36 protein-coding genes and 1 riboswitch are annotated in these 25,482 nt (G+C 37.9%); of the genes, 25 read left to right on the forward strand and 11 right to left on the reverse strand.

Features of this window, described 5'->3' with window-relative positions:
• The first annotated feature begins 8 nt into the window (after positions 1–8).
• The 7 genes from rplB to rpsQ are packed head-to-tail and all read left to right on the forward strand — an operon-like array spanning position 9 to position 3,068.
• The gene (gene rplB / locus KPF51_RS10240; protein ID WP_005724028.1) at positions 9–830 is read left to right on the forward strand and encodes a 50S ribosomal protein L2; all 822 of its coding nucleotides are present in this window, start codon (positions 9–11) and stop codon (positions 828–830) included.
• Positions 831–855: 25 nt separating this feature from the next.
• The gene (gene rpsS, locus KPF51_RS10245) at positions 856–1,131 is read left to right on the forward strand and encodes a 30S ribosomal protein S19 (RefSeq protein WP_005539416.1); all 276 of its coding nucleotides are present in this window, start codon (positions 856–858) and stop codon (positions 1,129–1,131) included.
• Between the two features lie 10 nt (positions 1,132–1,141).
• Positions 1,142–1,474: a 50S ribosomal protein L22 gene (rplV, locus tag KPF51_RS10250; RefSeq protein WP_005724025.1), complete on the forward strand. Its 333-nt coding sequence runs from the start codon at positions 1,142–1,144 to the stop codon at positions 1,472–1,474.
• 17 nt (positions 1,475–1,491) lie between these two features.
• Entirely contained in the window at positions 1,492–2,199 is a 708-nt protein-coding gene (gene rpsC / locus KPF51_RS10255) for a 30S ribosomal protein S3 (protein ID WP_005717926.1), read from the forward strand.
• 13 nt (positions 2,200–2,212) lie between these two features.
• Entirely contained in the window at positions 2,213–2,623 is a 411-nt protein-coding gene (rplP, locus tag KPF51_RS10260) for a 50S ribosomal protein L16 (RefSeq protein ID WP_005717925.1), read from the forward strand.
• Positions 2,623–2,814 carry a 50S ribosomal protein L29 gene (gene rpmC / locus KPF51_RS10265; protein ID WP_005717924.1) on the forward strand — a complete coding sequence of 64 codons (192 nt, stop codon included), beginning with the start codon at positions 2,623–2,625 and terminating at the stop codon, positions 2,812–2,814. The genes rplP and rpmC overlap by 1 nt, the downstream gene beginning before the upstream one ends.
• Positions 2,814–3,068, forward strand: a complete 255-nt coding sequence (gene rpsQ / locus KPF51_RS10270) for a 30S ribosomal protein S17 (RefSeq protein ID WP_005754956.1) — start codon at positions 2,814–2,816, stop codon at positions 3,066–3,068. Before rpmC ends, rpsQ begins: the two co-directional genes overlap by 1 nt.
• A gap of 128 nt (positions 3,069–3,196) precedes the next feature.
• On the opposite strand, the gene araA is transcribed toward rpsQ, so the two are convergent.
• From araA to araC, 7 genes are all read right to left on the reverse strand, one after another.
• Entirely contained in the window at positions 3,197–4,687 is a 1,491-nt protein-coding gene (gene araA / locus KPF51_RS10275; protein WP_226887989.1) for an L-arabinose isomerase, read from the reverse strand.
• A 13-nt stretch (positions 4,688–4,700) separates the two neighbouring features.
• On the reverse strand, positions 4,701–6,296 hold the full coding sequence (locus KPF51_RS10280) for a xylulokinase (protein WP_061406301.1): 1,596 nt from the start codon (positions 6,294–6,296) through the stop codon (positions 4,701–4,703).
• Positions 6,297–6,309: 13 nt separating this feature from the next.
• Complete coding sequence (locus KPF51_RS10285; protein ID WP_061406300.1) at positions 6,310–7,257, reverse strand: ABC transporter permease; 948 nt, start codon at positions 7,255–7,257, stop codon at positions 6,310–6,312.
• A 9-nt stretch (positions 7,258–7,266) separates the two neighbouring features.
• Complete coding sequence (locus KPF51_RS10290) at positions 7,267–8,226, reverse strand: ABC transporter permease (protein ID WP_005754948.1); 960 nt, start codon at positions 8,224–8,226, stop codon at positions 7,267–7,269.
• Positions 8,213–9,700 (reverse strand): sugar ABC transporter ATP-binding protein, encoded by a 1,488-nt coding sequence (locus KPF51_RS10295; protein ID WP_061406299.1) that lies wholly within the window; start codon positions 9,698–9,700, stop codon positions 8,213–8,215. Before KPF51_RS10295 ends, KPF51_RS10290 begins: the two co-directional genes overlap by 14 nt.
• A 58-nt stretch (positions 9,701–9,758) precedes the next feature.
• A complete protein-coding gene (locus KPF51_RS10300; RefSeq protein ID WP_005754944.1) occupies positions 9,759–10,733 on the reverse strand; it encodes an autoinducer 2 ABC transporter substrate-binding protein in 975 nt (324 codons plus the stop codon).
• Positions 10,734–10,905: 172 nt separating this feature from the next.
• Positions 10,906–11,763, reverse strand: coding sequence for an arabinose operon transcriptional regulator AraC (araC, locus tag KPF51_RS10305; protein ID WP_005754942.1), 858 nt, complete (start codon positions 11,761–11,763; stop codon positions 10,906–10,908).
• Between the two features lie 437 nt (positions 11,764–12,200).
• Here araC and rplN point away from each other — a divergent pair, with 437 nt between their 5' ends.
• The 17 genes from rplN to rplQ all read left to right on the forward strand — a co-directional run bounded on the left by rplN (position 12,201) and on the right by rplQ (position 20,739).
• The gene (gene rplN / locus KPF51_RS10310; protein ID WP_005548786.1) at positions 12,201–12,572 is read left to right on the forward strand and encodes a 50S ribosomal protein L14; all 372 of its coding nucleotides are present in this window, start codon (positions 12,201–12,203) and stop codon (positions 12,570–12,572) included.
• A 14-nt stretch (positions 12,573–12,586) separates the two neighbouring features.
• Positions 12,587–12,898, forward strand: coding sequence for a 50S ribosomal protein L24 (gene rplX / locus KPF51_RS10315; protein WP_005717922.1), 312 nt, complete (start codon positions 12,587–12,589; stop codon positions 12,896–12,898).
• Positions 12,899–12,915: 17 nt separating this feature from the next.
• Positions 12,916–13,455 carry a 50S ribosomal protein L5 gene (gene rplE / locus KPF51_RS10320; RefSeq protein ID WP_005717921.1) on the forward strand — a complete coding sequence of 180 codons (540 nt, stop codon included), beginning with the start codon at positions 12,916–12,918 and terminating at the stop codon, positions 13,453–13,455.
• Between the two features lie 11 nt (positions 13,456–13,466).
• Complete coding sequence (gene rpsN, locus KPF51_RS10325; RefSeq protein ID WP_005717919.1) at positions 13,467–13,772, forward strand: 30S ribosomal protein S14; 306 nt, start codon at positions 13,467–13,469, stop codon at positions 13,770–13,772.
• A 36-nt stretch (positions 13,773–13,808) separates the two neighbouring features.
• Positions 13,809–14,201 carry a 30S ribosomal protein S8 gene (gene rpsH / locus KPF51_RS10330; protein WP_005724020.1) on the forward strand — a complete coding sequence of 131 codons (393 nt, stop codon included), beginning with the start codon at positions 13,809–13,811 and terminating at the stop codon, positions 14,199–14,201.
• A 15-nt stretch (positions 14,202–14,216) separates the two neighbouring features.
• Positions 14,217–14,750 carry a 50S ribosomal protein L6 gene (gene rplF / locus KPF51_RS10335; protein ID WP_005717917.1) on the forward strand — a complete coding sequence of 178 codons (534 nt, stop codon included), beginning with the start codon at positions 14,217–14,219 and terminating at the stop codon, positions 14,748–14,750.
• Positions 14,751–14,763: 13 nt separating this feature from the next.
• The gene (rplR, locus tag KPF51_RS10340) at positions 14,764–15,117 is read left to right on the forward strand and encodes a 50S ribosomal protein L18 (RefSeq protein ID WP_005717916.1); all 354 of its coding nucleotides are present in this window, start codon (positions 14,764–14,766) and stop codon (positions 15,115–15,117) included.
• 15 nt (positions 15,118–15,132) lie between these two features.
• Positions 15,133–15,633 (forward strand): 30S ribosomal protein S5, encoded by a 501-nt coding sequence (gene rpsE, locus KPF51_RS10345; protein ID WP_005717915.1) that lies wholly within the window; start codon positions 15,133–15,135, stop codon positions 15,631–15,633.
• Between the two features lie 6 nt (positions 15,634–15,639).
• Positions 15,640–15,819, forward strand: coding sequence for a 50S ribosomal protein L30 (gene rpmD / locus KPF51_RS10350; protein ID WP_005543631.1), 180 nt, complete (start codon positions 15,640–15,642; stop codon positions 15,817–15,819).
• Between the two features lie 4 nt (positions 15,820–15,823).
• Positions 15,824–16,258, forward strand: coding sequence for a 50S ribosomal protein L15 (gene rplO, locus KPF51_RS10355; protein ID WP_005717914.1), 435 nt, complete (start codon positions 15,824–15,826; stop codon positions 16,256–16,258).
• A gap of 7 nt (positions 16,259–16,265) precedes the next feature.
• Positions 16,266–17,591, forward strand: coding sequence for a preprotein translocase subunit SecY (secY, locus tag KPF51_RS10360; protein ID WP_005717913.1), 1,326 nt, complete (start codon positions 16,266–16,268; stop codon positions 17,589–17,591).
• A gap of 28 nt (positions 17,592–17,619) precedes the next feature.
• Positions 17,620–17,733, forward strand: coding sequence for a 50S ribosomal protein L36 (rpmJ, locus tag KPF51_RS10365; RefSeq protein WP_005548767.1), 114 nt, complete (start codon positions 17,620–17,622; stop codon positions 17,731–17,733).
• A gap of 140 nt (positions 17,734–17,873) precedes the next feature.
• Entirely contained in the window at positions 17,874–18,230 is a 357-nt protein-coding gene (gene rpsM / locus KPF51_RS10370; RefSeq protein ID WP_005724014.1) for a 30S ribosomal protein S13, read from the forward strand.
• A gap of 16 nt (positions 18,231–18,246) precedes the next feature.
• Positions 18,247–18,636, forward strand: a complete 390-nt coding sequence (gene rpsK / locus KPF51_RS10375; RefSeq protein ID WP_005701868.1) for a 30S ribosomal protein S11 — start codon at positions 18,247–18,249, stop codon at positions 18,634–18,636.
• A 29-nt stretch (positions 18,637–18,665) separates the two neighbouring features.
• A complete protein-coding gene (rpsD, locus tag KPF51_RS10380; RefSeq protein WP_005717911.1) occupies positions 18,666–19,286 on the forward strand; it encodes a 30S ribosomal protein S4 in 621 nt (206 codons plus the stop codon).
• Between the two features lie 32 nt (positions 19,287–19,318).
• Entirely contained in the window at positions 19,319–20,308 is a 990-nt protein-coding gene (rpoA, locus tag KPF51_RS10385; protein WP_005717909.1) for a DNA-directed RNA polymerase subunit alpha, read from the forward strand.
• A 41-nt stretch (positions 20,309–20,349) separates the two neighbouring features.
• Positions 20,350–20,739 (forward strand): 50S ribosomal protein L17, encoded by a 390-nt coding sequence (gene rplQ, locus KPF51_RS10390; RefSeq protein ID WP_005717908.1) that lies wholly within the window; start codon positions 20,350–20,352, stop codon positions 20,737–20,739.
• Positions 20,740–20,996: 257 nt separating this feature from the next.
• On the opposite strand, the gene KPF51_RS10395 is transcribed toward rplQ, so the two are convergent.
• The 3 genes from KPF51_RS10395 to KPF51_RS10405 all read right to left on the reverse strand — a co-directional run bounded on the left by KPF51_RS10395 (position 20,997) and on the right by KPF51_RS10405 (position 23,276).
• Positions 20,997–21,677, reverse strand: a complete 681-nt coding sequence (locus KPF51_RS10395; protein WP_005724010.1) for a metallophosphoesterase — start codon at positions 21,675–21,677, stop codon at positions 20,997–20,999.
• Complete coding sequence (nadR, locus tag KPF51_RS10400) at positions 21,674–22,960, reverse strand: multifunctional transcriptional regulator/nicotinamide-nucleotide adenylyltransferase/ribosylnicotinamide kinase NadR (RefSeq protein WP_005724008.1); 1,287 nt, start codon at positions 22,958–22,960, stop codon at positions 21,674–21,676. Before nadR ends, KPF51_RS10395 begins: the two co-directional genes overlap by 4 nt.
• Before the next feature lie 64 nt (positions 22,961–23,024).
• Complete coding sequence (locus KPF51_RS10405; protein WP_005717905.1) at positions 23,025–23,276, reverse strand: accessory factor UbiK family protein; 252 nt, start codon at positions 23,274–23,276, stop codon at positions 23,025–23,027.
• 94 nt (positions 23,277–23,370) lie between these two features.
• A riboswitch (FMN riboswitch) is annotated at positions 23,371–23,526 on the forward strand.
• Between the two features lie 116 nt (positions 23,527–23,642).
• Between KPF51_RS10405 and ribB the strand changes: the two genes are divergently transcribed.
• A complete protein-coding gene (gene ribB / locus KPF51_RS10410) occupies positions 23,643–24,287 on the forward strand; it encodes a 3,4-dihydroxy-2-butanone-4-phosphate synthase (RefSeq protein WP_064661061.1) in 645 nt (214 codons plus the stop codon).
• Between the two features lie 65 nt (positions 24,288–24,352).
• Here ribB and KPF51_RS10415 read toward each other — a convergent pair whose 3' ends face one another.
• The gene (locus KPF51_RS10415; protein ID WP_061406297.1) at positions 24,353–25,402 is read right to left on the reverse strand and encodes an extracellular solute-binding protein; all 1,050 of its coding nucleotides are present in this window, start codon (positions 25,400–25,402) and stop codon (positions 24,353–24,355) included.
• Positions 25,403–25,482 lie beyond the last annotated feature (80 nt).

Consider the following 25,482-nt stretch of genomic DNA (forward strand, 5'->3'; position numbering starts at 1 on the left):
AGAAAATAATGGCTATCGTTAAATGTAAGCCGACCTCCGCTGGTCGTCGTCACGTTGTTAAAATCGTGAACCCTGAATTACACAAGGGTAAACCTTACGCACCACTTTTAGATACAAAATCTAAAACCGGTGGTCGTAACAATTTCGGACGTATTACTACTCGCCATATTGGTGGTGGTCATAAACAACATTACCGTTTAATCGATTTCAAACGTAACAAGTTAGATATTCCAGCGGTTGTTGAGCGTCTAGAATATGACCCTAACCGTTCTGCAAATATTGCTTTAGTGCTTTATAAAGATGGCGAACGCCGTTATATCTTAGCACCTAAAGGTTTGTCTGCAGGCGATACAATCCAATCTGGAGCGAATGCGCCAATTAAAGTTGGTAATGCGTTACCAATGCGTAATATTCCAGTTGGTTCGACTGTACATAACGTTGAATTAAAACCAGGTAAAGGCGGTCAAATCGCGCGTTCAGCTGGTGCTTATGTACAAATTATCGCTCGTGAAGGTAACTATGTTACTTTACGTCTTCGCTCAGGCGAAATGCGTAAAGTTTTAGCTGAGTGTACAGCGACCATTGGTGAAGTTGGTAACTCAGAACACATGCTTCGCGTATTGGGTAAAGCAGGTGCTAACCGCTGGAGAGGCATTCGCCCAACAGTTCGTGGTACAGCAATGAACCCAGTAGATCACCCACACGGTGGTGGTGAAGGTCGTAACTTTGGTAAACACCCAGTCACACCTTGGGGCGTTCAAACTAAAGGTAAGAAAACTCGCCATAACAAACGTACTGATAAATTCATCGTACGTCGTCGTGGTAAATAATATTAATTAATAAAGAGGATTAGCCATGCCACGTTCTCTCAAGAAGGGTCCTTTCCTTGACCTACACTTGTTGAAGAAGGTAGAGAAGGCGGTGGAAAGCGGGGATAAAAAACCAATTAAAACTTGGTCCCGTCGTTCAATGATCATTCCGTCAATGATCGGATTGACCATCGCAGTCCATAATGGTCGTCAGCACGTTCCTGTTTATGTATCTGATGAAATGATCGGTCATAAATTAGGTGAATTTGCACCGACTCGTACTTACCGCGGTCACGCTGCGGATAAGAAAGCTAAGAAGTAAGGGGTAAAAGATGGAAACTATTGCAAAACATCGTTACGCTCGCACTTCAGCGCAAAAAGCTCGCTTAGTTGCGGATTTAATCCGTGGTAAGAAAGTGAATCAAGCATTAGACATCTTAACTTACACTAACAAAAAAGCGGCAGCTTTAGTGAAGAAAGTGCTTGAATCAGCAATTGCTAACGCAGAGCACAATGACGGTGCAGATATCGATGATCTTAAAGTAGCGAAGATTTTCGTAGATGAAGGTCCTAGCATGAAACGTGTTATGCCACGTGCTAAAGGTCGTGCAGATCGTATTTTAAAACGTACTAGCCACATTACTGTGGTTGTGTCAGATCGTTAATAAGTAGAGGAATAGCAATGGGTCAAAAAGTACATCCACATGGTATTCGCCTAGGTATTGTTAAGCCTTGGAGCTCTACTTGGTTTGCGAATACACAAGATTTCGCTGATAATTTAGACGGCGATTTCAAAGTACGTAAATTCTTGAATAAAGAATTAGCGAATGCTTCAGTTTCACGTATCACTATTGAGCGTCCAGCGAAAAGCATCCGTGTCACAATTCACACAGCTCGCCCAGGTATCGTTATCGGTAAGAAAGGTGAAGATGTTGAAAAATTACGTAACGCAGTTGCGGCTATCGCAGGCGTTCCAGCTCAAATCAACATTGCTGAAGTGAAAAAACCTGAATTAGATGCAAAATTAGTTGCAGATAGTATCGCTTCTCAATTAGAACGCCGTGTTATGTTCCGCCGTGCTATGAAACGTGCAGTACAAAACGCAATGCGTTTAGGTGCTAAAGGTATCAAAGTTGAAGTAAGCGGTCGTTTAGGTGGTGCAGAAATTGCACGTTCTGAATGGTATCGTGAAGGTCGTGTACCTCTACATACATTACGTGCGGACATCGACTATAACACTGCTGAAGCCCATACTACATACGGTGTAATCGGTATTAAAGTATGGATCTTCAAAGGTGAAATCCTCGGTGGAATGGCTGCAATTGCGCAACCAGAACAACAACCTGCTGATAAGCCTAAAAAGGCACCACGCGGCAAAGGTCGTAAGTAAGGAGAATCGCTAGATGTTGCAACCAAAACGTACAAAATTCCGCAAAGTCCACAAAGGTCGTAACCGTGGTATTGCAGCGGGTACAGAAGTTAGCTTCGGTACCTTCGGTTTGAAAGCAGTTGGCCGTGGTCGTTTAACAGCTCGCCAAATTGAGGCAGCACGTCGTGCAATGACTCGTGCGGTTAAACGTCAAGGTAAAATCTGGATCCGTGTATTCCCAGATAAACCAATTACTGAGAAACCATTAGAAGTCCGTATGGGTAAAGGTAAAGGTAACGTTGAGTACTGGGTAGCCTTAATCCAACCGGGTAAAGTACTATATGAAATGGATGGTGTGTCTGAAGAGATCGCAAGAAACGCATTTGCATTAGCAGCGGCGAAATTGCCTATCAAGACCACTTTCGTAACTAAGACGGTGATGTAATGAAAGCTCAAGAACTACGTACAAAAAGTGTTGAAGAGCTGAATGCTGAATTGGTTAACTTGTTAGGTGAGCAATTCAAGTTGCGTATGCAAGCAGCCACCGGTCAGCTTCAACAAACCCATCAGTTAAAACAAGTGCGTCGTAGTATTGCACAAGTAAAAACTGTATTAACCGAAAAGGCGGGTGAGTAATGACTGATAAAATTCGTAGCGTGCAAGGTAAAGTTGTAAGCGACAAAATGGACAAATCGTTCGTTGTTGCGATTGAACGCAAGGTTAAACACCCACTTTATGGTAAGTTTATCCGTCGTACAACGAAATTACACGTGCATGACGAGAACAACGAAGCTAAATTAGGTGATGTCGTTGAAATTAAAGAGTGTCGTCCACTCTCTAAAACGAAATCATGGACTTTAGTTCGTGTAGTTGAAAAAGCAATCGCTTAATCAAAAATAAATTAAAACCCCCTAGTACCAATTCAGGGGGTTTTTGTTTTTTTATTTATATAAAGTGCGGTGGAGTGTTTTAAAATTCTAATCGCACTTTTATTATTATATCTACTAGATAGTATGTCTTATTGGTATGCGATTTCATTCCAGCGAAGCTCATTTTTGAGCTTAGTAAGCTGGGTATTTTTATTGATATGAATAAATTCAATGTCAAAGAACTCAGCAAAAATACGTAGCATTTCGGCATCAATATCTAAGCTGAAAACACTATGGTGAGCTCCACCAGCAAGAATCCATGCTTGTGTTCCAATATCAAAATTAGGCTGTAATTTCCAAAAAACATGTCCCACAGGTAAGTTTGGCATGACTTTTGGTTTTTCAATAGCATCAAGATCAGCAACAATCATACGGAAACGATTACCGATATCAACAATAGTGGTATTAATAGCGGCCCCTGTTTTACCCGTAAAAATTAATCTAGGCGGATCTTCTTTGCTTCCGATACTTAGAGGTTTAATATCTAAAATCGGTTTTTCCTGTGCAATTGATGGGCAAACTTCTAACATATGTGCTCCTAATACCACCTCATTATTCTCATCTAAGTTATAGGTGTAGTCTTCTATAAATGAAGTTCCTTTTGATAAACCGTAGCTCATCACTTTAAGGGCTCGAACCAACGCTGCTGTTTTCCAGTCGCCTTCTGCACCAAATCCATAACCTTGTTGCATTAAGCGTTGTACAGCTAAACCTGGAAGCTGTTTTAATCCGTTTAAATTTTCAAAAGTATCAGTAAAGGCATAAAAATCTCCATTTTGTAAAAAGGTCTTAAGTCCTAATTCAATTTTTGCACATTCAAAAAGTGCATTGCGTTTTTCTCCATTTTTTTGCAAACAATCTGCCAACTGGTATTCACACTCATATTCTTTTACTAAAGCATGAATATCTTCTTTTACTACTTGATTTATTTCTTCTACTATTTGATATACTCCATATCCGTTTACACTGTAACCAAATTTTATTTGTGCCTCAACTTTATCTCCTTCTGTAGAGGATACTTCACGCATATTGTCGCCAAAACGAGCAATTTGTAAATGTTTTTGATCATAAATGGCTGCAGTTACTCGCATCCACTTATTAATTTTTTGCTGTACAGCTAAGCTTTTCCAATGACCAACAATAATAGTTCTTGGTTTACGTAAACGGCTAACAAGATAACCAAATTCGCGATCACCATGGGCAGTTTGATGCAAATTCATATAATTCATATCAATATCATCCCAAGGAATATATTGATTAAACTGAGTATGTAATTGTAAAAGGGGTTTATTGAGTTGAGAAAGTCCTGCGATCCACATTTTTGCTGGTGAGAAAGTATGCATCCAAGCAATAATCCCAACGCATTTTTCTTCATTATTCGTAGCTTGACAAACTGATAAAATCTCATTGGGTGTAGTTGCTAGACTTTTCAGTTTGATTTGAATAAAGGGGGTTTGTTGGTTAAGGTAATTTACAATTTGCTCAGCATTGTTTTTAACTTGCTGTAATGTTTCCTGTCCATAAAGATGTTGACTACCAACTACAAACCAAATTTCCAGTTTTTTGATAAATTCCATCATATCCTCCCGATTTTTATTGCACAGTAGTCTGGACATTGACCGCTGTATTCACTACAGAAATATATTGCTGATAACGTTGCATAAATTGTTGATAACCTTGTACCATACTATTATTGGGCTCACTCACAGCAATGTCATTATGTTTGAAAATAATCTGGTCTAGATATTGTTCTAAAGACTGTGTTTGAGAAACCGCAAGATAACTTGCTAATATAGCAATTCCCCATGCACCACCTTCGCTGGCATTTTTCATCACAGCAACAGGTACATTTAATGCAGAAGCCAAGATAGAAGAAGCCACATTAGCAGTTTTAAATATGCCACCGTGAGCAAGAAGCTGTGTAATATGAACTTTTTCCTGCTGAAACAGAATATCCATGCCTAATTTCATTGCCGCAAAAGCTGAATAAAGATGTGTACGAATAAAATTTGCCAAGTTAAAATGACTATTAGTTGGGTGCAAGAACATTGGGTGGCCAGCAGATAGTCCAACGCTGTGCTCGCCAGAATAAAAACCATAGGAAAGTAACCCACCACAGTCGGTATCACCTTCCAGCGCTTTGTTGAAAAGCGTTTCATAAACCTCATCGGGGGTTGTGTTTAATCCAAAAATTTCTAAACATTCAATAAATAGTTTTATCCAAGCATTAATATCTGTAGTACAATTATTAGCGTGTGCCATTGCTACTAATTTCCCAGTTGGCGTTGTTACCATATCTAATTCTGGATAAACTTTAGATAAAGGATGCTCAAGCACAACCATGGAAAAGGCGGAAGTGCCAGCAGAAATATTACCTGTAGTTGACTTAATGCTATTAGTGGCGATCATCCCTGTTCCTGCATCACCTTCAGGTGGGCATAATGGACAACCAGCTTGCAATGTACCTGTTGGATCAATTAATCTCGCACCTTGCTCCGTTAAGTAGCCTGCATTCTCACCAGCAAGCAGAACTTTAGGTAAAATATTTTCAATTTGCCAAGGATAGTGTTTGTGTGTAATAAGTTGATTGAAATCGGCCAACATGAACGGCTCATAAGTTTGTTGCAGTAAATTGATTGGAAACATCCCTGAAGCATCGCCAATGCCGAGGACTTTTTGGTTAGTTAACCGCCAATGCACATATCCAGCCAGCGTAGTTAGATAGTTAATTTGTGAAATATGTTGTTCTTCATTTAAGATTGCTTGGTAAAGATGAGCAATACTCCAGCGTTGTGGTATATTATGCTGAAAAAGTGCAGTCAGTTTTTGGGAAGATTCTGAAGTGATATTGTTACGCCAGGTGCGGAAAGGAACAAGTAAATTCCCTTTATTATCAAATGGCATATAACCGTGCATCATCGCACTAATGCCAATTGCACTAACTTTTGTGATTTGAATCCCATATTTTTTCTGTACCTTATTATTTAACGCACAATAAGCTTGTTGTAAACCATACCAAATTAATTCTTGTGGGTAGGTCCAGATACCATCAATAAATTTATTTTCCCAATTAAATCCACCAGTAGCTAACATATTTCCTTGAGAATCAATTAGCACAGCTTTAATTCTAGTAGAGCCGAATTCTATGCCTAAACTAATATTTTCAAGAATGATATTATCTATATTCATATCTCCTCCAAGATTAAGATTTGCTAAATATTGTATGTTTTTGTAAAAATATGAATAAGATGAGTAATGCCCCCCATAATACCATTGTAATATAGCTACTCACTCCTAGCATATTTAATCCACTTTCAATTATTTGTAATAGAATTAGAGCGAGTATAATACCAAGAAAGCGACCTTTCCCTCCATCAGGATTAAATCCACCTAATACTGTAGCTAGTATAGATGTGAGTAAATAGGAATCTCCATAAGAAGCTTTAGCTGAGTTTAATTTAGACATCATAAGTAAGCCTGCAAAGACACAAAGAATTGCTGAAATTATGTAAACATAAATTAAAACTTTTTTTGTATTAATTCCTGAATAAAAAGTAGCTTTTTCATTATTACCAATAAAATAAATAGATTGCCCTAATGTGGTTTTTTCAAGAAAAATCCATATAAACAGAAATAGAATCAGGAAGATAATAATAGGTAATGGAATAAGGAAAAAAGTAGAAGCATTGATACTTAAAATAATGTCTGGATAATTTGCAATTGTTGAACCATTAGTTACTAAGATGTTTAGTCCATTTATTAATGTCATTGTTCCTAAAGTCGCTAGAATTGGAGATACTCTAATAATTGCAATTAATGTTCCATTAATTAACCCTATAAATAATGCGCATAATAGACTAATAATAAGACCTAGAATGATATAGCTATTATCATAAAATTGAGTCGAAAAATATGCGATTATTAAGGTGCAGGCATTCATTGTTGCAATAATAGATAAATTAATTCCTCCTGTTAATATTGTAATTGCCATGGCAAGAGTTAATATTCCTAATACAGGGATTTGTGAAGCCATTGATTGAAAATTAGAAATAGACCAAAAAATATCTGGTATCAAGATACTAAATGTAGCGATAGCTATAATAAATAAAATAAGTAAATATTTGATCGAATTATCAACAATATTTTTCATATTTACTCCTTAAGAAGAAAAACTTTTGCGGTTTGTTAATGCATTAAGACTAATGCTAAGAATAATAATGCAACCAGTGATAACCATTTGCCAATAAGATGAAACGTTTAGTAAGTTGAGCCCGTTTTGGATTATTGCTAATAATGCGACCCCCATAACTGTTCCTAATAATGTGCCTTTTCCACCTGTTAGACTGGTTCCCCCTAGTACAACAGCAGCTAATACGGTTAATTCATAACCAAGGAGTGAATCTGGCGCAACAGATTGGACAGTATAAGATTGAACAATGCCTGCTAATCCAGACATTAATCCCATATAGCCATAAGCAAATAAATGAAGTTTTAAAATGTTAAACCCTATACGAGAGGCTGCATCTTTGTTACCTCCAAGTGCATAGATTTGTCTTCCTATCGTTAATTTTTTGACGATAATACCAGTTAATAAAACTGCAAATAAGGCAATAATAATTTGGAAGGATAAACCATAAGTAGAGCCATCTTGAGCGACAGATTTAAAGAAAACTAATTCCTCTTGAAACCATTCGGGGTAATCATATAACCAAACACCTTTAGTAATATAAAGTAATGCCCCGTAGAATATATTAAGAGTAGAGATGGTTATGATAATCGAAGGAACATTTAATTTATTGACTAAGATGGCATTAGTAAACCCTAATAAAGTACCAACTACACTAGATATAAGAAAGACATTGATAAAACCAATATCATAATGAGAAATAAATGAAATCATAATATATTGCGAGATGATTGTCATGGCAGGGAATGATATATCGATTCCGCCAGATAATAAGACAATAAATAATCCACATGATAGGATCATAAGCATACTATAGTTGTTTGTAATATCATAAATATTTTCAATTGTAGCAAAGTGATCTGTATATATAGATAAAGTAATTGCTAATGTTGTAAGTATAATAAATAATATTTTATTACTAGTTGCTTTCATAAATAGCCTCCTCTATATCTTTTTCTGAACATTTGGCTGAATACAGCTCATGAGTAATTTCTCCTTTTTTCATAATTAATATTCTGTGGCTATTGTAATATGCTTCTTCAACTTCATCAGTAATAAAAATAACAGAAATACCCTGTGTAATCATGGCTCTAATTATATTAAAAATTTCTTCTTTATTAGCAATATCTACACCAATTGTAGGTGAATCTAAAATGATAATTTGAGGTGAAGTTGCTAGCCATTTTGCAATAGACACTCGTTGAGCGTTACCTCCTGACAGAGTATTAACAGGGAGATCAGAATTACTTAATTTAATTTTTAATGATTGAATAAGCTGATTGCTTTTTTGATATGCTCTGGTCTGATTAATTAAATTAATTTTATTTGATATTTTATCAAAAATAGTGGATATAATATTGTTATGGATACTTTCCTCCATAATTAAACCAGTATTAAGTCGATCTTCTGAAACGTAAGCAATTCCATTTTTTATTGCATGGCGGTTATTTTTAAGTTTTATTTTTTTTCCGTTTATTAATATTTCCCCCGTAGTGGGTTGAGTAATGCCAAATAAACTTAAGCATAGCTCGGTTCTGCCAGATCCTAATAGTCCAGTTAATGCAATAATTTCACCTTTCTTTAGAGAGAAATTAATATTTTTATATTGCGATGTTAGAGATAAATTTTTTACTTCTAAAACTGTAGGTTGATTTGAAAAGTTTATTTCAGCGAGCTTTTTAGGAGTAATTTCTAATCCTGTCATTAGAAAACCTAGTTTTTTTTCATCAACCTCAGTGATAGGATATTTCCCTACTATATTACCGTCTTTAAGAACAAGTATATTATCTGAAACTTTCATTACTTCCGCTAACTTATGACTAACAAAGATAATACTAATTCCTTTATTTTTAAGTTTGATGACGACATTGAGCAGATCTTTAACTTCTTTTGCTGTGAGAGAAGCTGTGGGTTCATCCATAATAAGTAATTTGGCATTTTGAGCGAGGGCTCGGCAGATAGCAACAAGTTGTTGTTGAGCAATAGGCAGAGTTTCTACTACAGCATCAAGATCTAAGTTTGCATTAATACTTTTAATAGCTAATTTTGCTTCTTCTTTTAACTTATGACGATTGATAAAGCCTAATTTCCGGTAAGCATTGATAGTGATATTTTCACTTACAGTTAAGTTGGGGAATAGAGCCAGATCCTGATAAATTACTTGTATTCCTTTACTTATTGATTGTTCTGGAGTAAGTTCATTGTATTGGCTTGCTCCAATCTGAATTTGAGCACCATCATCAGGTTGATAAACACCAGATAATATTTTAATTAATGTAGATTTTCCACATCCATTTTGTCCAGCTAAACAAAGCGCTTCACCATAATTTAGATCGAGAGTTACATTATTTAATGCTTTCACTCCATGGAAAGTTTTGCTAATACTATTCATTCTAATAAAAACCATACTGCCTCCTAAAAATAAAAGAGCTCACTACATGAGTAGTGAACTCTCCAACCTTTTATTAATAAAGACTATCAATGTTTTCTTTTGTTACTCTTAACACGTCATGAAATTGAAGTAATTTTTTCTCAGTATTTACTTTAGCTTTACCTACAGTTGGAATTTCTATTCCATCTTCAATTTTTTCTCCTTTTAGGAGTTTGGCTGCAACAGTGACGAGTGCATAGCCTGCACTGGCAGGATCATATGTAATTCCCATAGTGATATTGCCAGATTTGATTAAGGATGCTGCCTGTGATGGTATCATCATACCAAATACGTTTAATTTACCTTTTAAACGTTTTTCTTTTACAGCTAAGCCCGCTCCAATTGGACCTTGAGAACCAAATGAAATTACAGCTTTTAGATCAGGGTGAGCTTTGATGAGATCAATTGTTGTTCTGCGTGCATCATCAATATTTTCAGCAACAGGCATACGGCTTGTTACTTCATACATATCAGGGTAGTGTTTCTTTTGATATTGAATAAATAAATCTGACCATAGATTATGTTGAGGTACAGTCAAACCACCAACATAGATAACGTATCCTCCTTTACCATTGATGGCTTTTGCTACTTCTTCAACATAGTCAGCAGCAAATTGGGCATTATCAATAATTTCAATATCCCAATCTGCACTTGGTTGACCTACAGACTCATTGGTTAAAATTAAGATGCCGTTTTGTTTTGCTTTTTTGAGTACTGGCTCTAACGCATTCGCGTCATTTGGCACGATAGAAATTGCATCAACTTTTTTAGCAATTAAATCTTCAATAAGCTTGACCTGTTGTGGAGCATCAGTATTAGAAGGTCCCACTTGATAGGCATTCACATTATTATCTTTTCCGGCCTGAACAACACCTTCTCCCATTCGGTTAAACCAAGGCATTCCATCAATTTTAGAAATATTGACAATGTTTGTTGCTAATACGACAGAGGAACAGCTTAAAGCGAGAATTGTAGATAGGAGTAATCGTCTGAAAATTTGTGTTTTCATAATCTAATCCTTAGTTAAAGAGGTTATAATGTAAGGGCGTAAGCAGTTAATAGTACCTTACCTTAATAAGGTGTTTTTATCTTATTAACTGAATTTAAAAAAGAAAAGGTAGATTTTGGCTATTAAATATGGATAATTCTGCTATCGAATTAAAACTGAGAGATATATCACATTATACTAATTTGATATTTTTGCACTGTTGTCTAAATTTAGATGGGGATAAGCCAGTATGTTTTTTGAATACTTTAGAAAAATATAGAGGATCATTATAACCGAAACTCTTTGCTAAGGCAGTAATTGATCTATCAGAAAAATATAATAATCTCTTAATTTCTAATACACGTTGACGTTCTATCCACTGAATGATACTCATCCCTGTTGAATGAAAAAATAAATGAGATAATCTCGAAGCAGACAAATAAACCTGTTGAGCTAATTCAGTAATCGTCCAATTTTTAGATAAGTCCTGAGTAATGAGATTTTGAATAGCGATAATTCTGCTATCTATAGAAAATGTGTTTTGTTGTTTTTCAGCAGATATGCACTTAATTAGTAGGAATTCTAATAAGCTAAGAGCCATTTCCTCTTTGAATGTGTTAGCTGATTGAGATTCAGCTTCAATTTGAGAGAATAATTTGCTAATTTCATTAAAATATTTTTGGTCTTGAATCTTAATTTTTCCAATATGATGTCGAGTATCTGACCAGGTTAACCATTTCCCCCATCTAGAGTTAGGATAAAAATAAACCCACTTGTGAGTCCAAAATTTACTTTCTTTACTTCTGTGGTAGTGATGAATGGCTTGAGGGGAGAAAAGTAAGAGTTGCCCCTTAGTTGCATAAAAAAAGTCTTGACCATCAAATATCGTTCCTTTTCCTAAAGTAGTCAAATGAAGAATGTATCCGTTCATACCATGTGGTCGATTGATAGTAAAATCTAAATAATTTCCTTCTTCAATTTGCGTAATCCCTGCGACCAACTCAAGATTAAATGGATAATTTGGAAGAAGAGGATTTGTATTCTCTGACATTCTTTGTTAATTCTCTTTTTAGCCTATATAAACAATAGCACAATTTTTGTGCCTACCAATCCAATAAGGCATAGCAAATGCTTATGTATAATCACAATTGTTCTAGAACAGTTGTAATCCGTAGATATGATATAGTCTAATTTTGTCTTGGTCAAAATAAAGCTAATGATGGGGGATATGATGTCACTAAAGTGCGGTAATTTTTTAGAAAAAAAGTTTTATTAATTTTTGCCGCAGATTGGAATCTTGGTACGAGTAAACAGTTTTGGAGTAATGAGTTATAGTTGTATAAACCCCATTTCCTAAAAGTTGCACCCAAAAGAATGGCTCTTATAGTTGATTTTTAATATTGAGTTTGATAGACTCCGTCAGCTATTTACATCAAAGTGAATAGATTCGTCCCGAAAGGGTTTTATTAATTTTAGCGGAGTACTAAGATGATCCAAGAACAGACTATGCTGGACGTTGCTGATAACTCAGGCGCTCGCAGTGTAATGTGTATCAAGGTTCTAGGTGGATCGCACCGTCGTTACGCTGCTATTGGTGATATCATCAAAATTACTGTGAAAGAAGCAATTCCACGCGGTAAAGTGAAAAAAGGTGATGTATTAAAAGCAGTTGTTGTGCGCACCAAGAAGGGTGTTCGTCGCCCAGATGGATCAGTCATTCGCTTCGATGGTAATGCATGTGTCATTTTAAACAATAACACAGAGCAACCAATCGGTACTCGTATTTTTGGACCGGTGACTCGTGAACTTCGTTCAGAGAAGTTTATGAAAATCATCTCTTTGGCGCCAGAAGTACTGTAAGGGAGAAGTGACAAATGGCTGCAAAAATTCGTCAAAACGATGAAGTAATCGTGCTTGCTGGCAAAAGCAAAGGCAAGCGTGGTAAGGTAACTCAAGTGTTACCAAATGGTAAAGTGATTGTTGAAGGTGTAAATATCATCACTAAACATGAAAAACCGGTTCCTGCGTTAGGCAAAGAAGGTGGTTTAGTGAAGAAAGAAGCGGCAATTGATGTATCAAATGTTGCTATTTTTAACCCAAAAACAAATAAAGCTGACCGTGTAGGTTTTAGATTTGAAGACGGCAAAAAAGTCCGTTTCTTTAAATCTAACAATGAAATCATTTAACAAACTGGAGTAATGCGATGGCGAAACTGCATGATTACTACAGAGATCAAGTAGTTAATGAATTGAAAGATAAATTCAACTACAAATCTGTCATGCAAGTCCCACGAATCGAAAAGATAACCCTAAATATGGGTGTGGGTGAAGCATTGACCGATAAGAAATTGCTAGATAATGCAGTAGCAGATTTAGCAGCGATTAGCGGTCAGAAACCTTTGATTACAAAAGCACGCAAATCTGTTGCAGGCTTTAAAATCCGTCAGGGATATCCAATCGGTTGTAAAGTAACACTACGCGGTGAGCGTATGTGGGAGTTCTTTGAACGTTTAATTACAATTGCTGTTCCACGTATCCGTGACTTCCGCGGTTTAAGCGCGAAATCATTCGATGGTCGTGGCAATTACAGCATGGGTGTGCGTGAGCAAATCATCTTCCCTGAAATCGATTATGATAAAGTGGATCGTGTACGTGGTTTAGATATTACTATCACCACGACTGCGAAAAGTGATGAAGAAGGTCAAGCACTACTTGCTGCCTTTAATTTCCCATTCCGTAAATAAGGCAGGTTATCATGGCTAAACAATCAATGAAAGCACGTGATGTAAAACGTGTGAAACTCGCTGAAAAATTCTACGCAAAACGCGCTGAATTAAAACAGATCATTTCTGATGTAAATGCCTCTGACGAAGACCGTTGGAATGCTGTGTTAAAGCTACAAACTTTACCACGTGATTCTAGCCCAAGCCGTCAGCGTAACCGTTGCCGCCAAACTGGACGCCCACATGGTGTGCTTCGTAAGTTTGGTTTAAGCCGTATTAAGGTGCGTGAAGCTGCGATGCGCGGTGAAATCCCAGGCCTTAAGAAAGCTAGTTGGTAATTTACCACTTTATTTTGGAATCGGAGTAAAAATACAATGAGTATGCAAGATCCAATCGCAGATATGTTGACTCGCATTCGCAACGGTCAAGCTGCGAACAAAGTTGCGATCAGTATGCCTTCATCCAAGCTAAAAGTGGCGATTGCCAATGTATTAGCTGAAGAAGGTTATATTGAAAGCGTTAAAGTTTTAGATGGTGTTAAACCAGAGTTGGAAATTACATTAAAATATTTCCAAGGCAAACCAGTTGTAGAAAGCATCCAACGTGTTAGCCGCCCAGGTCTACGTATTTATAAACGTAAAGACGAGTTACCAAAAGTAATGGGTGGTTTAGGTGTTGCAGTAGTATCTACATCTAAAGGTGTGATGACTGACCGTGCAGCTCGCCAAGCGGGTTTAGGCGGTGAGATTATCTGTTACGTAGCTTAATAGAGAGGTAGGAAAATGTCTCGTGTTGCAAAAGCACCTGTTAGTATTCCTGCCGGCGTTGAGGTAAAACTTGACGGACAGCTACTAACAGTTAAAGGAAAAAATGGCGAGTTATCTCGTACCATTCATAACGCAGTCGAAGTTAAACAAGATAATAACGAATTAACTTTTTCTCCACGTGAAGGTATTGTTGGAGCAGATGCGCAAGCAGGAACTGCACGTGCATTAGTTAACGCAATGGTTATCGGTGTTACTGAAGGCTTCACTAAGAAGTTACAATTGGTGGGTGTAGGTTACAGAGCACAAATTAAAGGCAATGCAGTTGCTTTAAGCTTAGGCTTCTCTCACCCTGTGGAGCACGCTTTACCAGCAGGTATTACAGCTGAATGTCCATCTCAAACCGAAATCGTGTTGAAAGGTGCAGACAAGCAGTTAATCGGTCAAGTTGCTGCAGATATTCGTGCTTATCGCCGTCCTGAGCCTTATAAAGGTAAAGGGGTACGTTACGCTGATGAAGTGGTACGTATCAAAGAGGCTAAGAAAAAATAATTAAGGTAACACTATGGATAAGAAATCAGCTCGTATCCGTCGTGCAGCTCGTGCACGTCATATGATGAGAGAGCAAGGTGTAACGCGTTTAGTTATTCACCGTACTCCACGTCATATCTACGCACAAGTGATTGCACCGAACGGTTCAGAAGTTCTTGCCGCTGCTTCAACTGTTGAAAAAGTAATTAGTGAGCAAGTGAAATATACCGGAAATAAAGATGCAGCAGCAGTAGTTGGTAAAGTTGTTGCAGAAAGAGCATTAGCAAAAGGCGTTAAAGACGTTGCTTTTGATCGTTCTGGTTTTAAATATCATGGTCGTGTCCAAACGTTAGCGGACGCTGCCCGTGAAGCTGGTCTACAGTTCTAATAGAGGTAATTTGAGATGGCAAACATCGAAAAACAAGCTGGTGAACTGCAAGAGAAGCTAATCGCGGTAAACCGTGTATCAAAAACTGTTAAAGGTGGTCGTATTATGAGCTTTACTGCATTAACTGTAGTAGGTGATGGTAACGGTCGCGTAGGTTTTGGTTATGGTAAAGCGCGCGAAGTTCCGGCAGCGATCCAAAAGGCGATGGAAAAAGCACGTCGCAATATGATCAATGTAGCTTTAAATGAAGGTACATTACAACATCCAATTAAAGGGGCTCATACGGGTTCTCGCGTATTTATGCAACCAGCTAGTGAAGGTACAGGTATCATCGCGGGTGGTGCAATGCGTGCAGTATTAGAAGTCGCGGGTGTTCGTAACGTTCTTTCTAAAGCTTATGGTTCAACCAACCCAATTAACGTTGTTCGTGCAACTATTGATGCACTAGCAAATATGAAATCACCAGAAATGGTTGCTGCAAAACGTGGCAAAACCGTTGATGAAATCTTGGGGTAATTGATAATGGCTAAAACTATTAAAGTAACTCAAGTTCGTAGTTCTATTGCTCGTTTACCGAAGCATAAGGCTACATTGCGTGGTCTTGGTCTTCGCCATATGCATCATACTGTTGAGTTAATCGATACTCCAGCAGTACGTGGTATGATTAACCAAGTTTCATACATGGTTAAAGTGGAGGAGTAATCGAATGCGTTTAAATACTCTATCACCAGCTGAAGGCGCTAAGCATAGTGCTAAACGTTTAGGTCGCGGTATTGGTTCTGGTTTAGGTAAAACAGGTGGTCGTGGTCACAAAGGTCAAAAATCTCGTACTGGCGGTGGTGTTCGTCGTGGTTTCGAGGGTGGTCAGATGCCTTTATATCGTCGTTTACCAAAATTTGGTTTTACTTCAATGAAAGCTGCAGTAACTGCAGAAGTTCGTTTGAATGATTTGGCCAAAGTAGAAGGTGGCGTAGTAACTTTAGAATCATTAAAAGCAGCGAATGTCATCACCAAAGATATTCAATTTGTTAAAATCATTTTAGCAGGTGAAGTGAAAGGTGCAGTGGTTGTTCGTGGTTTACGCGTAACTAAAGGTGCGAAAGCAGCAATTGAAGCTGCTGGCGGTTCAGTTGAGGAATAATAAATAAATGGCTAAGCAACCAGGTTATCAAAGTAGAAGTACTCAAAGCGGTACAGGTGAACTTAAAAGCAGATTGTTATTTGTATTAGGCGCACTTATTGTGTTCCGCATTGGTTCTTTCATTCCGGTTCCTGGTATTGATGCGGCCGTGTTAGCTCAATTAATTGAACAACAAAAAGGCACCATCATTGATATGTTTAACATGTTCTCTGGTGGTGCATTGAGTCGTGCGTCAATTTTTGCGTTAGGTATTATGCCATATATCTCGGCATCGATTATCATCCAACTATTGACTACGGTTCATCCTGCACTTGCAGAATTAAAAAAAGAGGGTGAGGCTGGTCGTCGTAAAATCAGCAAATACACGCGTTATTCAACGTTAGTCCTTGCGACATTACAGGCGGTTGGTATTTCAACAGGCTTACCTAATATGCTACCTGGACTTGTCCCTAACGTAGGATTTAGTTTTTATCTTGCTGCAGTTATTAGCTTGGTCACAGGAACAATGTTCTTAATGTGGTTAGGTGAGCAAATAACAGAACGTGGTATTGGTAATGGTATCTCTTTAATTATTTTTGCGGGTATTGTTGCAGGGTTACCATCCGCGATTGGTCAAACGATTGAGCAAACTCGCCAAGGTCAAATGCATCTATTAGTTCTCTTATTGATCGCCGTTATTGTATTTGCTGTAACCTACTTTGTTGTCTTTGTTGAAAGAGGACAAAGAAGAATTAAAGTTGAATATGCTAAGCGTCAGCAAGGTCGTCAGATTCTAGGTGGACACTCAACGCACTTACCATTAAAAGTCAATATGGCAGGCGTTATTCCAGCAATTTTCGCATCAAGTATTATTTTATTCCCTGCGACATTAGCGCAGTGGCTTGGTGAGGGATCGAGCTTAGAATGGTTAACAGATTTATCAATGTTATTGCATCCAGGTCAACCACTCTATTTGCTTGTTTATGCCGTAGCGATCATCTTCTTTAGTTTTTTCTATACCGCAATGCAATATAATCCTCGTGATACAGCGGATAATTTGAAAAAATCTGGTGCATTTATACCAGGAATTAGACCAGGTGAACAAACATCACGTTATATTGACAAAATTATGACTCGCTTAACCTTAATTGGTGGCTTGTATATTACGTTCGTATGTTTGGTTCCTTACGTGATGACATCAGCATGGAATGTACAGTTCTACTTTGGTGGAACCTCTCTTCTGATTGTTGTCGTAGTAATTATGGATTTCATCGCTCAGGTTCAAAGTCATTTGATGTCGACGAAATATGAATCTGCGCTGAAGAAAGCAAACCTTAAAGGTTTCGGACAGTAATCTGTCCATTAAATAAAAGGGATAAGCAATGAAAGTTCGTGCTTCCGTGAAGAAATTATGTCGTAACTGTAAAATTGTTAAACGTGAAGGTGTCGTTCGTGTACTTTGTAGCGACCCTAAACATAAACAACGTCAAGGTTAATTGATATTTTTTCTTGCAAAGAACCAGTTGAGCAGTTATACTGCTCAGCTCATTTATGTCCTTGACACTTTGTTTGAGTATCCTGAAAACGGGCTTTTCAAGATCAAAGTGTCAACTTAGTTAAATAATAGGAGTGCATAGTGGCCCGTATTGCAGGCATTAACATTCCTGATCATAAACACACTGTAATCGCTTTAACTGCAATTTATGGTATCGGTAAGACTCGTGCACAAGAGATTTGTGCTGCAACAGGGATTGCCGAAGATGTTAAGATCAGCGAATTGTCTGAAGAGCAGATTGATAAACTGCGTGACGAAGTTGGTAAATTTACCGTTGAAGGTGACTTACGTCGTGAAGTAACACTAAACATCAAACGTCTATTAGACTTAGGTTGTTATCGTGGTTTACGTCATCGTCGTGGTTTACCGGTACGTGGTCAACGTACTAAAACTAATGCGCGTACCCGTAAGGGTCCTCGTAAGCCGATCAAGAAATAAGTCGGGGTAAGGTAAAATGGCTAAAACACCAGTTCGTGCACGTAAACGTGTAAAAAAACAAGTTGTAGATGGCGTAGCACATATCCACGCATCTTTCAATAATACAATCGTTACTATTACTGACCGCCAAGGCAATGCTCTCGCGTGGGCAACAGCAGGTGGTTCAGGTTTCCGTGGTTCTCGTAAATCTACCCCGTTTGCGGCGCAGGTTGCTGCTGAACGTTGTGCTGAAGTTGTTAAAGAATTCGGCTTAAAGAACTTGGAAGTTATGGTGAAAGGACCTGGTCCTGGTCGTGAGTCTACTATTCGTGCGTTAAACGCAGCGGGTTTCCGTATTACGAATATTACTGATGTGACTCCGATTCCTCATAACGGTTGTCGTCCACCGAAAAAACGTCGTGTTTAATGGCGTCATAGGATAGTTGGAGAAAGAAAATGGCAAGATATTTGGGTCCTAAGCTCAAGCTAAGCCGTCGTGAAGGCACTGACTTATTCCTTAAGTCAGGTGTGCGCGCGATTGAATCAAAATGTAAAATTGATACCGCCCCAGGTCAACACGGTGCTCGTAAGCCGCGTTTATCTGACTATGGTAGTCAATTACGTGAAAAACAAAAAGTTCGTCGTATTTACGGTATCTTAGAACGTCAATTCCGTAATTATTATAAAGAAGCAAACCGCTTAAAAGGTAATACTGGTGAAAACTTACTAGTATTATTGGAAGGTAGATTGGATAACGTTGTTTATCGCATGGGCTTTGCTGCAACTCGTGCTGAAGCTCGCCAATTGGTGAGTCACAAAGCGATTGTTGTAAATGGTCGTGTTGTTAATATCCCATCATTCCAAGTTTCAGTTAATGATGTAGTTGCTGTTCGTGAGAAATCTAAAAAACAAGCACGTATTAAAGCATCATTAGAATTAGCAGAACAAAGAGAAAAACCAACTTGGTTAGAAGTTGATGCTGCTAAAATGGAAGGTGTGTTCAAACGTGTTCCTGAACGTTCTGATTTATCAGCAGACATTAACGAACATCTGATCGTTGAGCTTTACTCTAAATAATAGTTAAAGCTTAGAAGCAAAGAGAGGATAAAATGCAGGGTTCTGTTACAGAATTTTTAAAGCCACGCTTAGTTGATATTGAGCAAATTAGCTCAACTCATGCTAAAGTGATCTTAGAACCGTTAGAGCGTGGATTCGGCCACACTTTAGGTAATGCATTGCGTCGTATTCTTCTATCTTCAATGCCAGGTTGTGCTGTAACTGAAGTAGAAATTGATGGCGTATTGCACGAATACAGCAGTAAAGAAGGGGTTCAGGAAGATATTCTTGAAGTACTTCTAAACTTAAAAGGCCTAGCGGTTAAAGTTCAGAATAAAGATGATGTATTTCTGACATTAAACAAATCTGGAATTGGCCCTGTTGTTGCAGCTGACATCACCCATGATGGAGATGTTGAGATCGTAAATCCTGAGCACGTTATCTGTCATTTGACTGACGAAAGCGCATCAATTAATATGCGCATTCGCGTTCAACGTGGTAGAGGTTATGTACCCGCATCAGCGCGTGTGCATGCTCAAGATGAAGAAAGACCAATTGGTCGTCTATTAGTAGATGCTTGTTACAGTCCAGTAGACCGTATTGCTTACAATGTGGAAGCAGCACGTGTTGAACAACGTACTGACTTAGATAAATTAGTTATTGAGTTGGAAACTAACGGCACTATTGATCCAGAAGAAGCAATTCGTCGTGCAGCAACAATTTTAGCAGAGCAACTAGATGCGTTCGTTGATTTGCGTGATGTTCGTCAACCAGAAGTTAAGGAAGAAAAACCAGAATTCGATCCAATTCTGTTGCGTCCTGTTGATGACTTAGAGTTGACAGTTCGTTCTGCTAACTGTTTGAAAGCAGAAACAATTCACTATATCGGTGATTTAGTACAGCGTACTGAAGTTGAATTATTAAAAACACCTAATCTTGGTAAGAAATCACTTACTGAAATTAAGGACGTTCTTGCTTCACGCGGCTTATCACTAGGTATGCGCCTTGAAAATTGGCCACCAGCAAGTATTGCTGAAGACTAGTTTGGTCATAGGTTAAAGATTTTTCTGAGAAGGATAAGGTCATGCGCCATCGTAAGAGTGGTCGTCAACTAAACCGTAATAGCAGCCATCGCCAAGCGATGTTCCGTAATATGGCAAGCTCTTTAGTTAGTCACGAAATTATCAAGACTACGTTGCCAAAAGCTAAAGAATTACGTCGTGTAGTTGAGCCGTTAATTACATTAGCAAAAGTAGATAGCGTTGCAAATCGTCGTTTAGCTTTTGCTCGTACTCGCAACATTGAAACTGTTGCTAAATTATTCAATGAATTAGGTCCACGTTTTGCTCAACGTGCAGGTGGTTACACTCGCATCTTGAAATGTGGTTTCCGTACTGGTGATAACGCGCCAATGGCATACATTGAGTTAGTTGATCGCCCAGAAGTTGCAGCTGAAGAAGCAACTGCGGAGTAATAACTTAAATTAAGTTAGATTGTTCTAACTTATACTCGAGATAAAACCCACTGATATGTATCAGTGGGTTTTCTTTTTTCTCCTCTTTTTATGAAACAGGGGTTTTACTTTTCCTTGAAGATAATCCTAATACTGGAATACTGCTGAGTTAGCTAGAAAAGAGAAAAAAGAAACCGCACTTTTCTCTTTTAATTCTCAGAGGCATAAGTGCGGTCTGTTTCTTTGATGTTTAATAGGGGAATGCAGCTCTTGTCATTTTACCGATCATCAACACCTAGCAGTAAATATTCTCCCTCAATGTTACATAAGCTACGAAAGCCAACATTCGTAATTTTAAACGCCTCTTCACTTAGCGTGTCATAATCAAAATTTTCATGATGATGGCCATGGAAAATATGTTTAACTTGCATTTTTTGTGCCAATGTATTGATCACAGCAAAACCACTAGGATGGGGTTTTGGTGCTTCATGGCAAATCAAAATATCGGCTTTTTGTTGTTCTAATGCTTCAATATCAGAGGGAAAAATAGAGGTCCTGTGGCGTAATGGTACACCACCTCGCCATATTTTTTCTTGTGAACAGTATTGGCAATAGTGAATAGGATCAAAAAATAAAGGTTTGTTTGGTGGCATCCAAATTTGTCCACGGAAAACGCCCCCTAGCCCTGCAATTTTTTTTCCTTGGATTTCTGTCACTTTGCCATGCAAGTTACGCGATTGCCATTCACTTTCCCAAATGGATTCAAAGGCATCGATTGTTTTACTGTCGTGGTTGCCATGAATAAACCAGAGATCGCAATATTGAGCGAGTTTTTCTAATTCACTGGCGGTAGTAAGTTGTAAGTCCCCTAAAATAATTAAAGCAACATCCTGTTTATCTTTGATGAAAGGATAAAGGTGATCAAAACTTCCATGCGGATCACCAGCAAATAAAATCATTCTTCTTCCTCAAAAATGGATGTTGTCCCATGATCATGCATTAAATTAGGAATTTCTTCTTCATTTAGGATTTTCTCGACAATCTGTTTGACCTGATTATAACGCTCTAAATAACTTGGCGATTCAATTTCAATATAAGGTACATTGTATTTATCGAGTAATTTTTTTAGTAAGAGTTGAAAACGTTGGCGTTGTTTATGATTACCTAAACTACGTAAACCATCATCCACCCATTTAGTGTTGTTATTTAATAAAATTGTGACATCGAATGGATATTCTTTGATCATGGAATCTAAGAAAGGATGTGCTTTTCCTTCGTATTGAATACAAAAAGCTTGTGTGGTGATGAAGTCTGTATCAATAATCGCCACTTTATGTGCATGACGTACTGCATAATCAATATAGCGTTGGTGCCCCAGTGCCATTTGTGGGTAATCAGAATATTGCATCGCTTGTTCATCTCCCCCTAATTTCTCGAAAACAAACTCGCGTCCATATTCCCAGGCGGAAGTAGTATTGAATACCGTAGCTAATTTATTGACCAGTACAGTTTTACCACTGCTTTCCCCACCTAAAATAGCGATAGTTTTGGCAAAGAACGGGCGTACTTCTTTTGGGATAAATTTCCAATAGTGAAATGGGTTATTGCGGATTTTTGTCGCAGAGACATTAAAAAATTGTCGCTCAGGATCGACTAAGGAAACTTCTAAACCAAGGTATTTTTCATAAGGTGCTTTATCTTGCACTTCGCTACTGAAAACCACGGTTGGATTGAAATGTTTTTCTTTAAAGAGGTTCTTGACTTGCAACGCCCACGCTTCCCAACCATTTGGGTAACTTGGAATTCCGTCTTCAACAAGATGATGAATAAAAATCTGGTTTTTTTGGTATTTAAAAATCTGTTGCATCCAACGTAAGCGATCTTGCACTGTCGGCATACGTTTCATTTTGCTGTCATAAAAGAGTTTTAAGTCACGTTCTGTATCACTACAGACAATGACGTGTATTTCATCCACTTTACTAAAGGCTTCATAGATCATATTAATATGACCGGTATGGACAGGATAAAATTTGCCAAAAATCACACCGACTTTCTTATTATTCGGTTCGGTGATCTGCAACACTTTATGTAATGCACTGAGCTTTGTTGCGCTTGGATTTTTGATTTTTCCACTCACGAGTTGATTAAAATACGCACGTGTAATATTGGCTTGTGCACAGATCTCATTAACTTTTAAATTCAGTTGTTTACGCTTTTGTTGTAAGTAGGCAAACGTGGACATGATGCTTTCCTTTTATTCAGAAATAGTAAAGTGAAGACCGCACTTTTCAGCGAGTGGCGCAAGGTTATGCTTGGTTTTGTTGTGCAAGTAATTCATCAACCCGTTTTTCTAACGCCACTAATTTTTCCCGAGTACGCATTAATACTTGTGTTTGTACATCAAACTCTTCACGCGTCACCAAATCAAGTTTTGCTAATTGCGCTTGCAATGTTTGTTTGAGTTTGGCTTCAGCATCTTGTCCCAAGTCTTTAATCCCTTGTGGAAGAGAGTCTTGGATTTGTTGTATAACTTGCTCTATTTTTTTCGGATTTAGCATAATCGCCTCATATTTTTTGAAATTTTATCTATTGTATGTAATCTTGCTACAAATAAAAACATTTTTTCGAGATTAAGTTTGCGTTATACTATTTGCGCATTCTCAGGGCAGGGTGAAATTCCCTACCGGTGGTAAATGTATAACATAAGCCCACGAGCGTTTACTATTTCATGTCACAAGAGATAGTAAAGTCAGCAGATTTGGTGAGAATCCAAAGCCGACAGTATAGTCTGGATGAAAGAGAATAAGCAGGTTTTGTGTGCAAAACCTGTATTTTTTGTTTGTTTAAGATTTTCTTAGCCACATACTTTTCTCATCAGCCCTGATTCTGGTATCTAAATATCTTTATATTTCAAGGAATTTACTATGAATCAGTCTATTTTATCTCCTTTCGGTCAGTCAGAAGAACGTGCTATTGCTGCAATTAGTGCGTTTAAACAGGGAAATGGTGTTTTAGTTCTTGATGATGAAGACCGTGAAAACGAAGGTGATCTCATTTTTCCTGCCGAAACCATTACGGTAGAACAAATGACAATGTTAATTCGTTATGGCAGCGGTATCGTTTGTTTATGTTTAAGCGATGAAATTTGCCAACAACTTGATCTGCCACCGATGGTCACTGAAAATACCAGTGTGAATAAGACGGCCTTTACGGTGACGATTGAGGCAGCCAAAGGCGTATTGACAGGCGTATCTGCCACTGATCGTGTGACAACCATTCGTGCTGCTGTTGCCGATAATGCCAAACCAAGCGATTTAAGCCGTCCGGGACATATTTTTCCATTACGTGCGATGACAGGTGGCGTGTTAAAACGCCGTGGGCATACTGAAGCTTCGGTTGATCTTGCTCGTTTAGCTGGTTATAAAGCCGCTGGTGTGATTTGTGAAATTACCAATGATGATGGTTCAATGGCTCGTGCGCCAGAAATTGTTACGTTTGCTCAGAAATTTGGTTTTCCAGTCGTCACGATTGAAGATTTAGTGGCGTATCGTCAAAAGTATGATGTGTAATATTTAGTGTGTATAAAAAAGTGCGGTCAAAATTTTATCTGACCGCACTTTTTGTATTAGGATAATTAATTCGTTTTCAGCTTGTTCCAATATTTTTCATAAATATCGACCGCTTTACCGACATCGCCTTGCATGATGCCTTTTTCTACTTCCTCTGCCGGTGGGAAAAGAACAGGATTGTTGACCATTTCAGGTGTGAGTAAGTGTTTTACACCTTCGTTTGGCATTGAAAATCCCATTCTTTCGATCACAATTTTGGCATTTTCAGGACGTAATAAAAAGTCGATAAATTGATATGCGCCCTCAACATTTTTTGCTTTTTTCGGGATAGCATAGTTATCCATCCAGAAAATCGCCCCTTCTTTTGGGTAAATAAACTGAATGTTGGAATTTTCTTTATTACCTAAGTAGGCGGAACCATTCCAAATCATGCCTAAAGCGACCTCACCTTGTACATAAGGGACCTCTGGTGAATCAGAATTAAATACCAAAACGTTTGGCATGAGTTTAACCAGTTTTTCATAAGCTTGTTTAATTTCAAGCTCTTTAGTGGTGTTGGGTGATTTGCCATTTAACAGTAAAGCAATATGAAATACTTCGCGTGCATCGCTAGTTAGTAACACTTTACCTTTATATTCTGGTTTCCATAAATCTGCCCAACTAGTAATTTTGCTAGGATCAATCTCTTCTGCATTAATACCAATACCAGTGAGTCCATAAATATAAGGCAGGGAATATTGGTTTTGTGGATCAAATTCTTTATTCAGCAAATGGGTTGGGATTTGATGTAAATTGGTTAATTTTGCGTGATCGAGTTTTTGTAGCATACCATCTTTGACCATTTTATTGATGTAATAACTCGATGGAAAAACCAGGTCATAACCGCTATTTTTAGAAAGTAATTTGAGTTTCGCGTACATCTCTTCATTACTCTCAAAGGTAGAATAGATGACCTCAATGCCCGTTTCTTTCGTAAAATCAGCAATTAAACTTGAAGGAATGTAATCCGTCCAGTTGTAAACGTAAAGCTTTTTGTTCGCCAAGGCGGAATGTGTGAAAAAGAAAAGGGAGGTGAAGACAAGTGATTTGATGACGTTAGCAAAAAGTCTTTTCAATTTTGAGTCCCTCAATGTCTAAAGACAATAAAGTGCGGTTAAAAATGAACGGATTTTGGTGAAGTAATCCGCATGAACGT

Origin of the sequence: Pasteurella sp. XG20 (assembly GCF_018968665.1) — a bacterium.
GTDB lineage: Bacteria > Pseudomonadota > Gammaproteobacteria > Enterobacterales > Pasteurellaceae > Pasteurella > Pasteurella multocida.

Excerpts from the sequence above, each read along its gene's own strand:
- rplB (WP_005724028.1), top strand. The coding sequence starts at position 9 with ATGGCTATCGTTAAATGTAAGCCGACCTCCGCTGGTCGTCGTCACGTT.
- rpsS (WP_005539416.1), top strand. The coding sequence starts at position 856 with ATGCCACGTTCTCTCAAGAAGGGTCCTTTCCTTGACCTACACTTGTTG.
- rplV (WP_005724025.1), top strand. The coding sequence starts at position 1,142 with ATGGAAACTATTGCAAAACATCGTTACGCTCGCACTTCAGCGCAAAAA.
- rpsC (WP_005717926.1), top strand. The coding sequence starts at position 1,492 with ATGGGTCAAAAAGTACATCCACATGGTATTCGCCTAGGTATTGTTAAG.
- rplP (WP_005717925.1), top strand. The coding sequence starts at position 2,213 with ATGTTGCAACCAAAACGTACAAAATTCCGCAAAGTCCACAAAGGTCGT.
- rpmC (WP_005717924.1), top strand. The coding sequence starts at position 2,623 with ATGAAAGCTCAAGAACTACGTACAAAAAGTGTTGAAGAGCTGAATGCT.
- rpsQ (WP_005754956.1), top strand. The coding sequence starts at position 2,814 with ATGACTGATAAAATTCGTAGCGTGCAAGGTAAAGTTGTAAGCGACAAA.
- araA (WP_226887989.1), bottom strand. The coding sequence starts at position 4,687 with ATGATGGAATTTATCAAAAAACTGGAAATTTGGTTTGTAGTTGGTAGT.
- KPF51_RS10280 (WP_061406301.1), bottom strand. The coding sequence starts at position 6,296 with ATGAATATAGATAATATCATTCTTGAAAATATTAGTTTAGGCATAGAA.
- KPF51_RS10285 (WP_061406300.1), bottom strand. The coding sequence starts at position 7,257 with ATGAAAAATATTGTTGATAATTCGATCAAATATTTACTTATTTTATTT.
- KPF51_RS10290 (WP_005754948.1), bottom strand. The coding sequence starts at position 8,226 with ATGAAAGCAACTAGTAATAAAATATTATTTATTATACTTACAACATTA.
- KPF51_RS10295 (WP_061406299.1), bottom strand. The coding sequence starts at position 9,700 with ATGGTTTTTATTAGAATGAATAGTATTAGCAAAACTTTCCATGGAGTG.
- KPF51_RS10300 (WP_005754944.1), bottom strand. The coding sequence starts at position 10,733 with ATGAAAACACAAATTTTCAGACGATTACTCCTATCTACAATTCTCGCT.
- araC (WP_005754942.1), bottom strand. The coding sequence starts at position 11,763 with ATGTCAGAGAATACAAATCCTCTTCTTCCAAATTATCCATTTAATCTT.
- rplN (WP_005548786.1), top strand. The coding sequence starts at position 12,201 with ATGATCCAAGAACAGACTATGCTGGACGTTGCTGATAACTCAGGCGCT.
- rplX (WP_005717922.1), top strand. The coding sequence starts at position 12,587 with ATGGCTGCAAAAATTCGTCAAAACGATGAAGTAATCGTGCTTGCTGGC.
- rplE (WP_005717921.1), top strand. The coding sequence starts at position 12,916 with ATGGCGAAACTGCATGATTACTACAGAGATCAAGTAGTTAATGAATTG.
- rpsN (WP_005717919.1), top strand. The coding sequence starts at position 13,467 with ATGGCTAAACAATCAATGAAAGCACGTGATGTAAAACGTGTGAAACTC.
- rpsH (WP_005724020.1), top strand. The coding sequence starts at position 13,809 with ATGAGTATGCAAGATCCAATCGCAGATATGTTGACTCGCATTCGCAAC.
- rplF (WP_005717917.1), top strand. The coding sequence starts at position 14,217 with ATGTCTCGTGTTGCAAAAGCACCTGTTAGTATTCCTGCCGGCGTTGAG.
- rplR (WP_005717916.1), top strand. The coding sequence starts at position 14,764 with ATGGATAAGAAATCAGCTCGTATCCGTCGTGCAGCTCGTGCACGTCAT.
- rpsE (WP_005717915.1), top strand. The coding sequence starts at position 15,133 with ATGGCAAACATCGAAAAACAAGCTGGTGAACTGCAAGAGAAGCTAATC.
- rpmD (WP_005543631.1), top strand. The coding sequence starts at position 15,640 with ATGGCTAAAACTATTAAAGTAACTCAAGTTCGTAGTTCTATTGCTCGT.
- rplO (WP_005717914.1), top strand. The coding sequence starts at position 15,824 with ATGCGTTTAAATACTCTATCACCAGCTGAAGGCGCTAAGCATAGTGCT.
- secY (WP_005717913.1), top strand. The coding sequence starts at position 16,266 with ATGGCTAAGCAACCAGGTTATCAAAGTAGAAGTACTCAAAGCGGTACA.
- rpmJ (WP_005548767.1), top strand. The coding sequence starts at position 17,620 with ATGAAAGTTCGTGCTTCCGTGAAGAAATTATGTCGTAACTGTAAAATT.
- rpsK (WP_005701868.1), top strand. The coding sequence starts at position 18,247 with ATGGCTAAAACACCAGTTCGTGCACGTAAACGTGTAAAAAAACAAGTT.
- rpsD (WP_005717911.1), top strand. The coding sequence starts at position 18,666 with ATGGCAAGATATTTGGGTCCTAAGCTCAAGCTAAGCCGTCGTGAAGGC.
- rpoA (WP_005717909.1), top strand. The coding sequence starts at position 19,319 with ATGCAGGGTTCTGTTACAGAATTTTTAAAGCCACGCTTAGTTGATATT.
- rplQ (WP_005717908.1), top strand. The coding sequence starts at position 20,350 with ATGCGCCATCGTAAGAGTGGTCGTCAACTAAACCGTAATAGCAGCCAT.
- KPF51_RS10395 (WP_005724010.1), bottom strand. The coding sequence starts at position 21,677 with ATGATTTTATTTGCTGGTGATCCGCATGGAAGTTTTGATCACCTTTAT.
- nadR (WP_005724008.1), bottom strand. The coding sequence starts at position 22,960 with ATGTCCACGTTTGCCTACTTACAACAAAAGCGTAAACAACTGAATTTA.
- KPF51_RS10405 (WP_005717905.1), bottom strand. The coding sequence starts at position 23,276 with ATGCTAAATCCGAAAAAAATAGAGCAAGTTATACAACAAATCCAAGAC.
- ribB (WP_064661061.1), top strand. The coding sequence starts at position 23,643 with ATGAATCAGTCTATTTTATCTCCTTTCGGTCAGTCAGAAGAACGTGCT.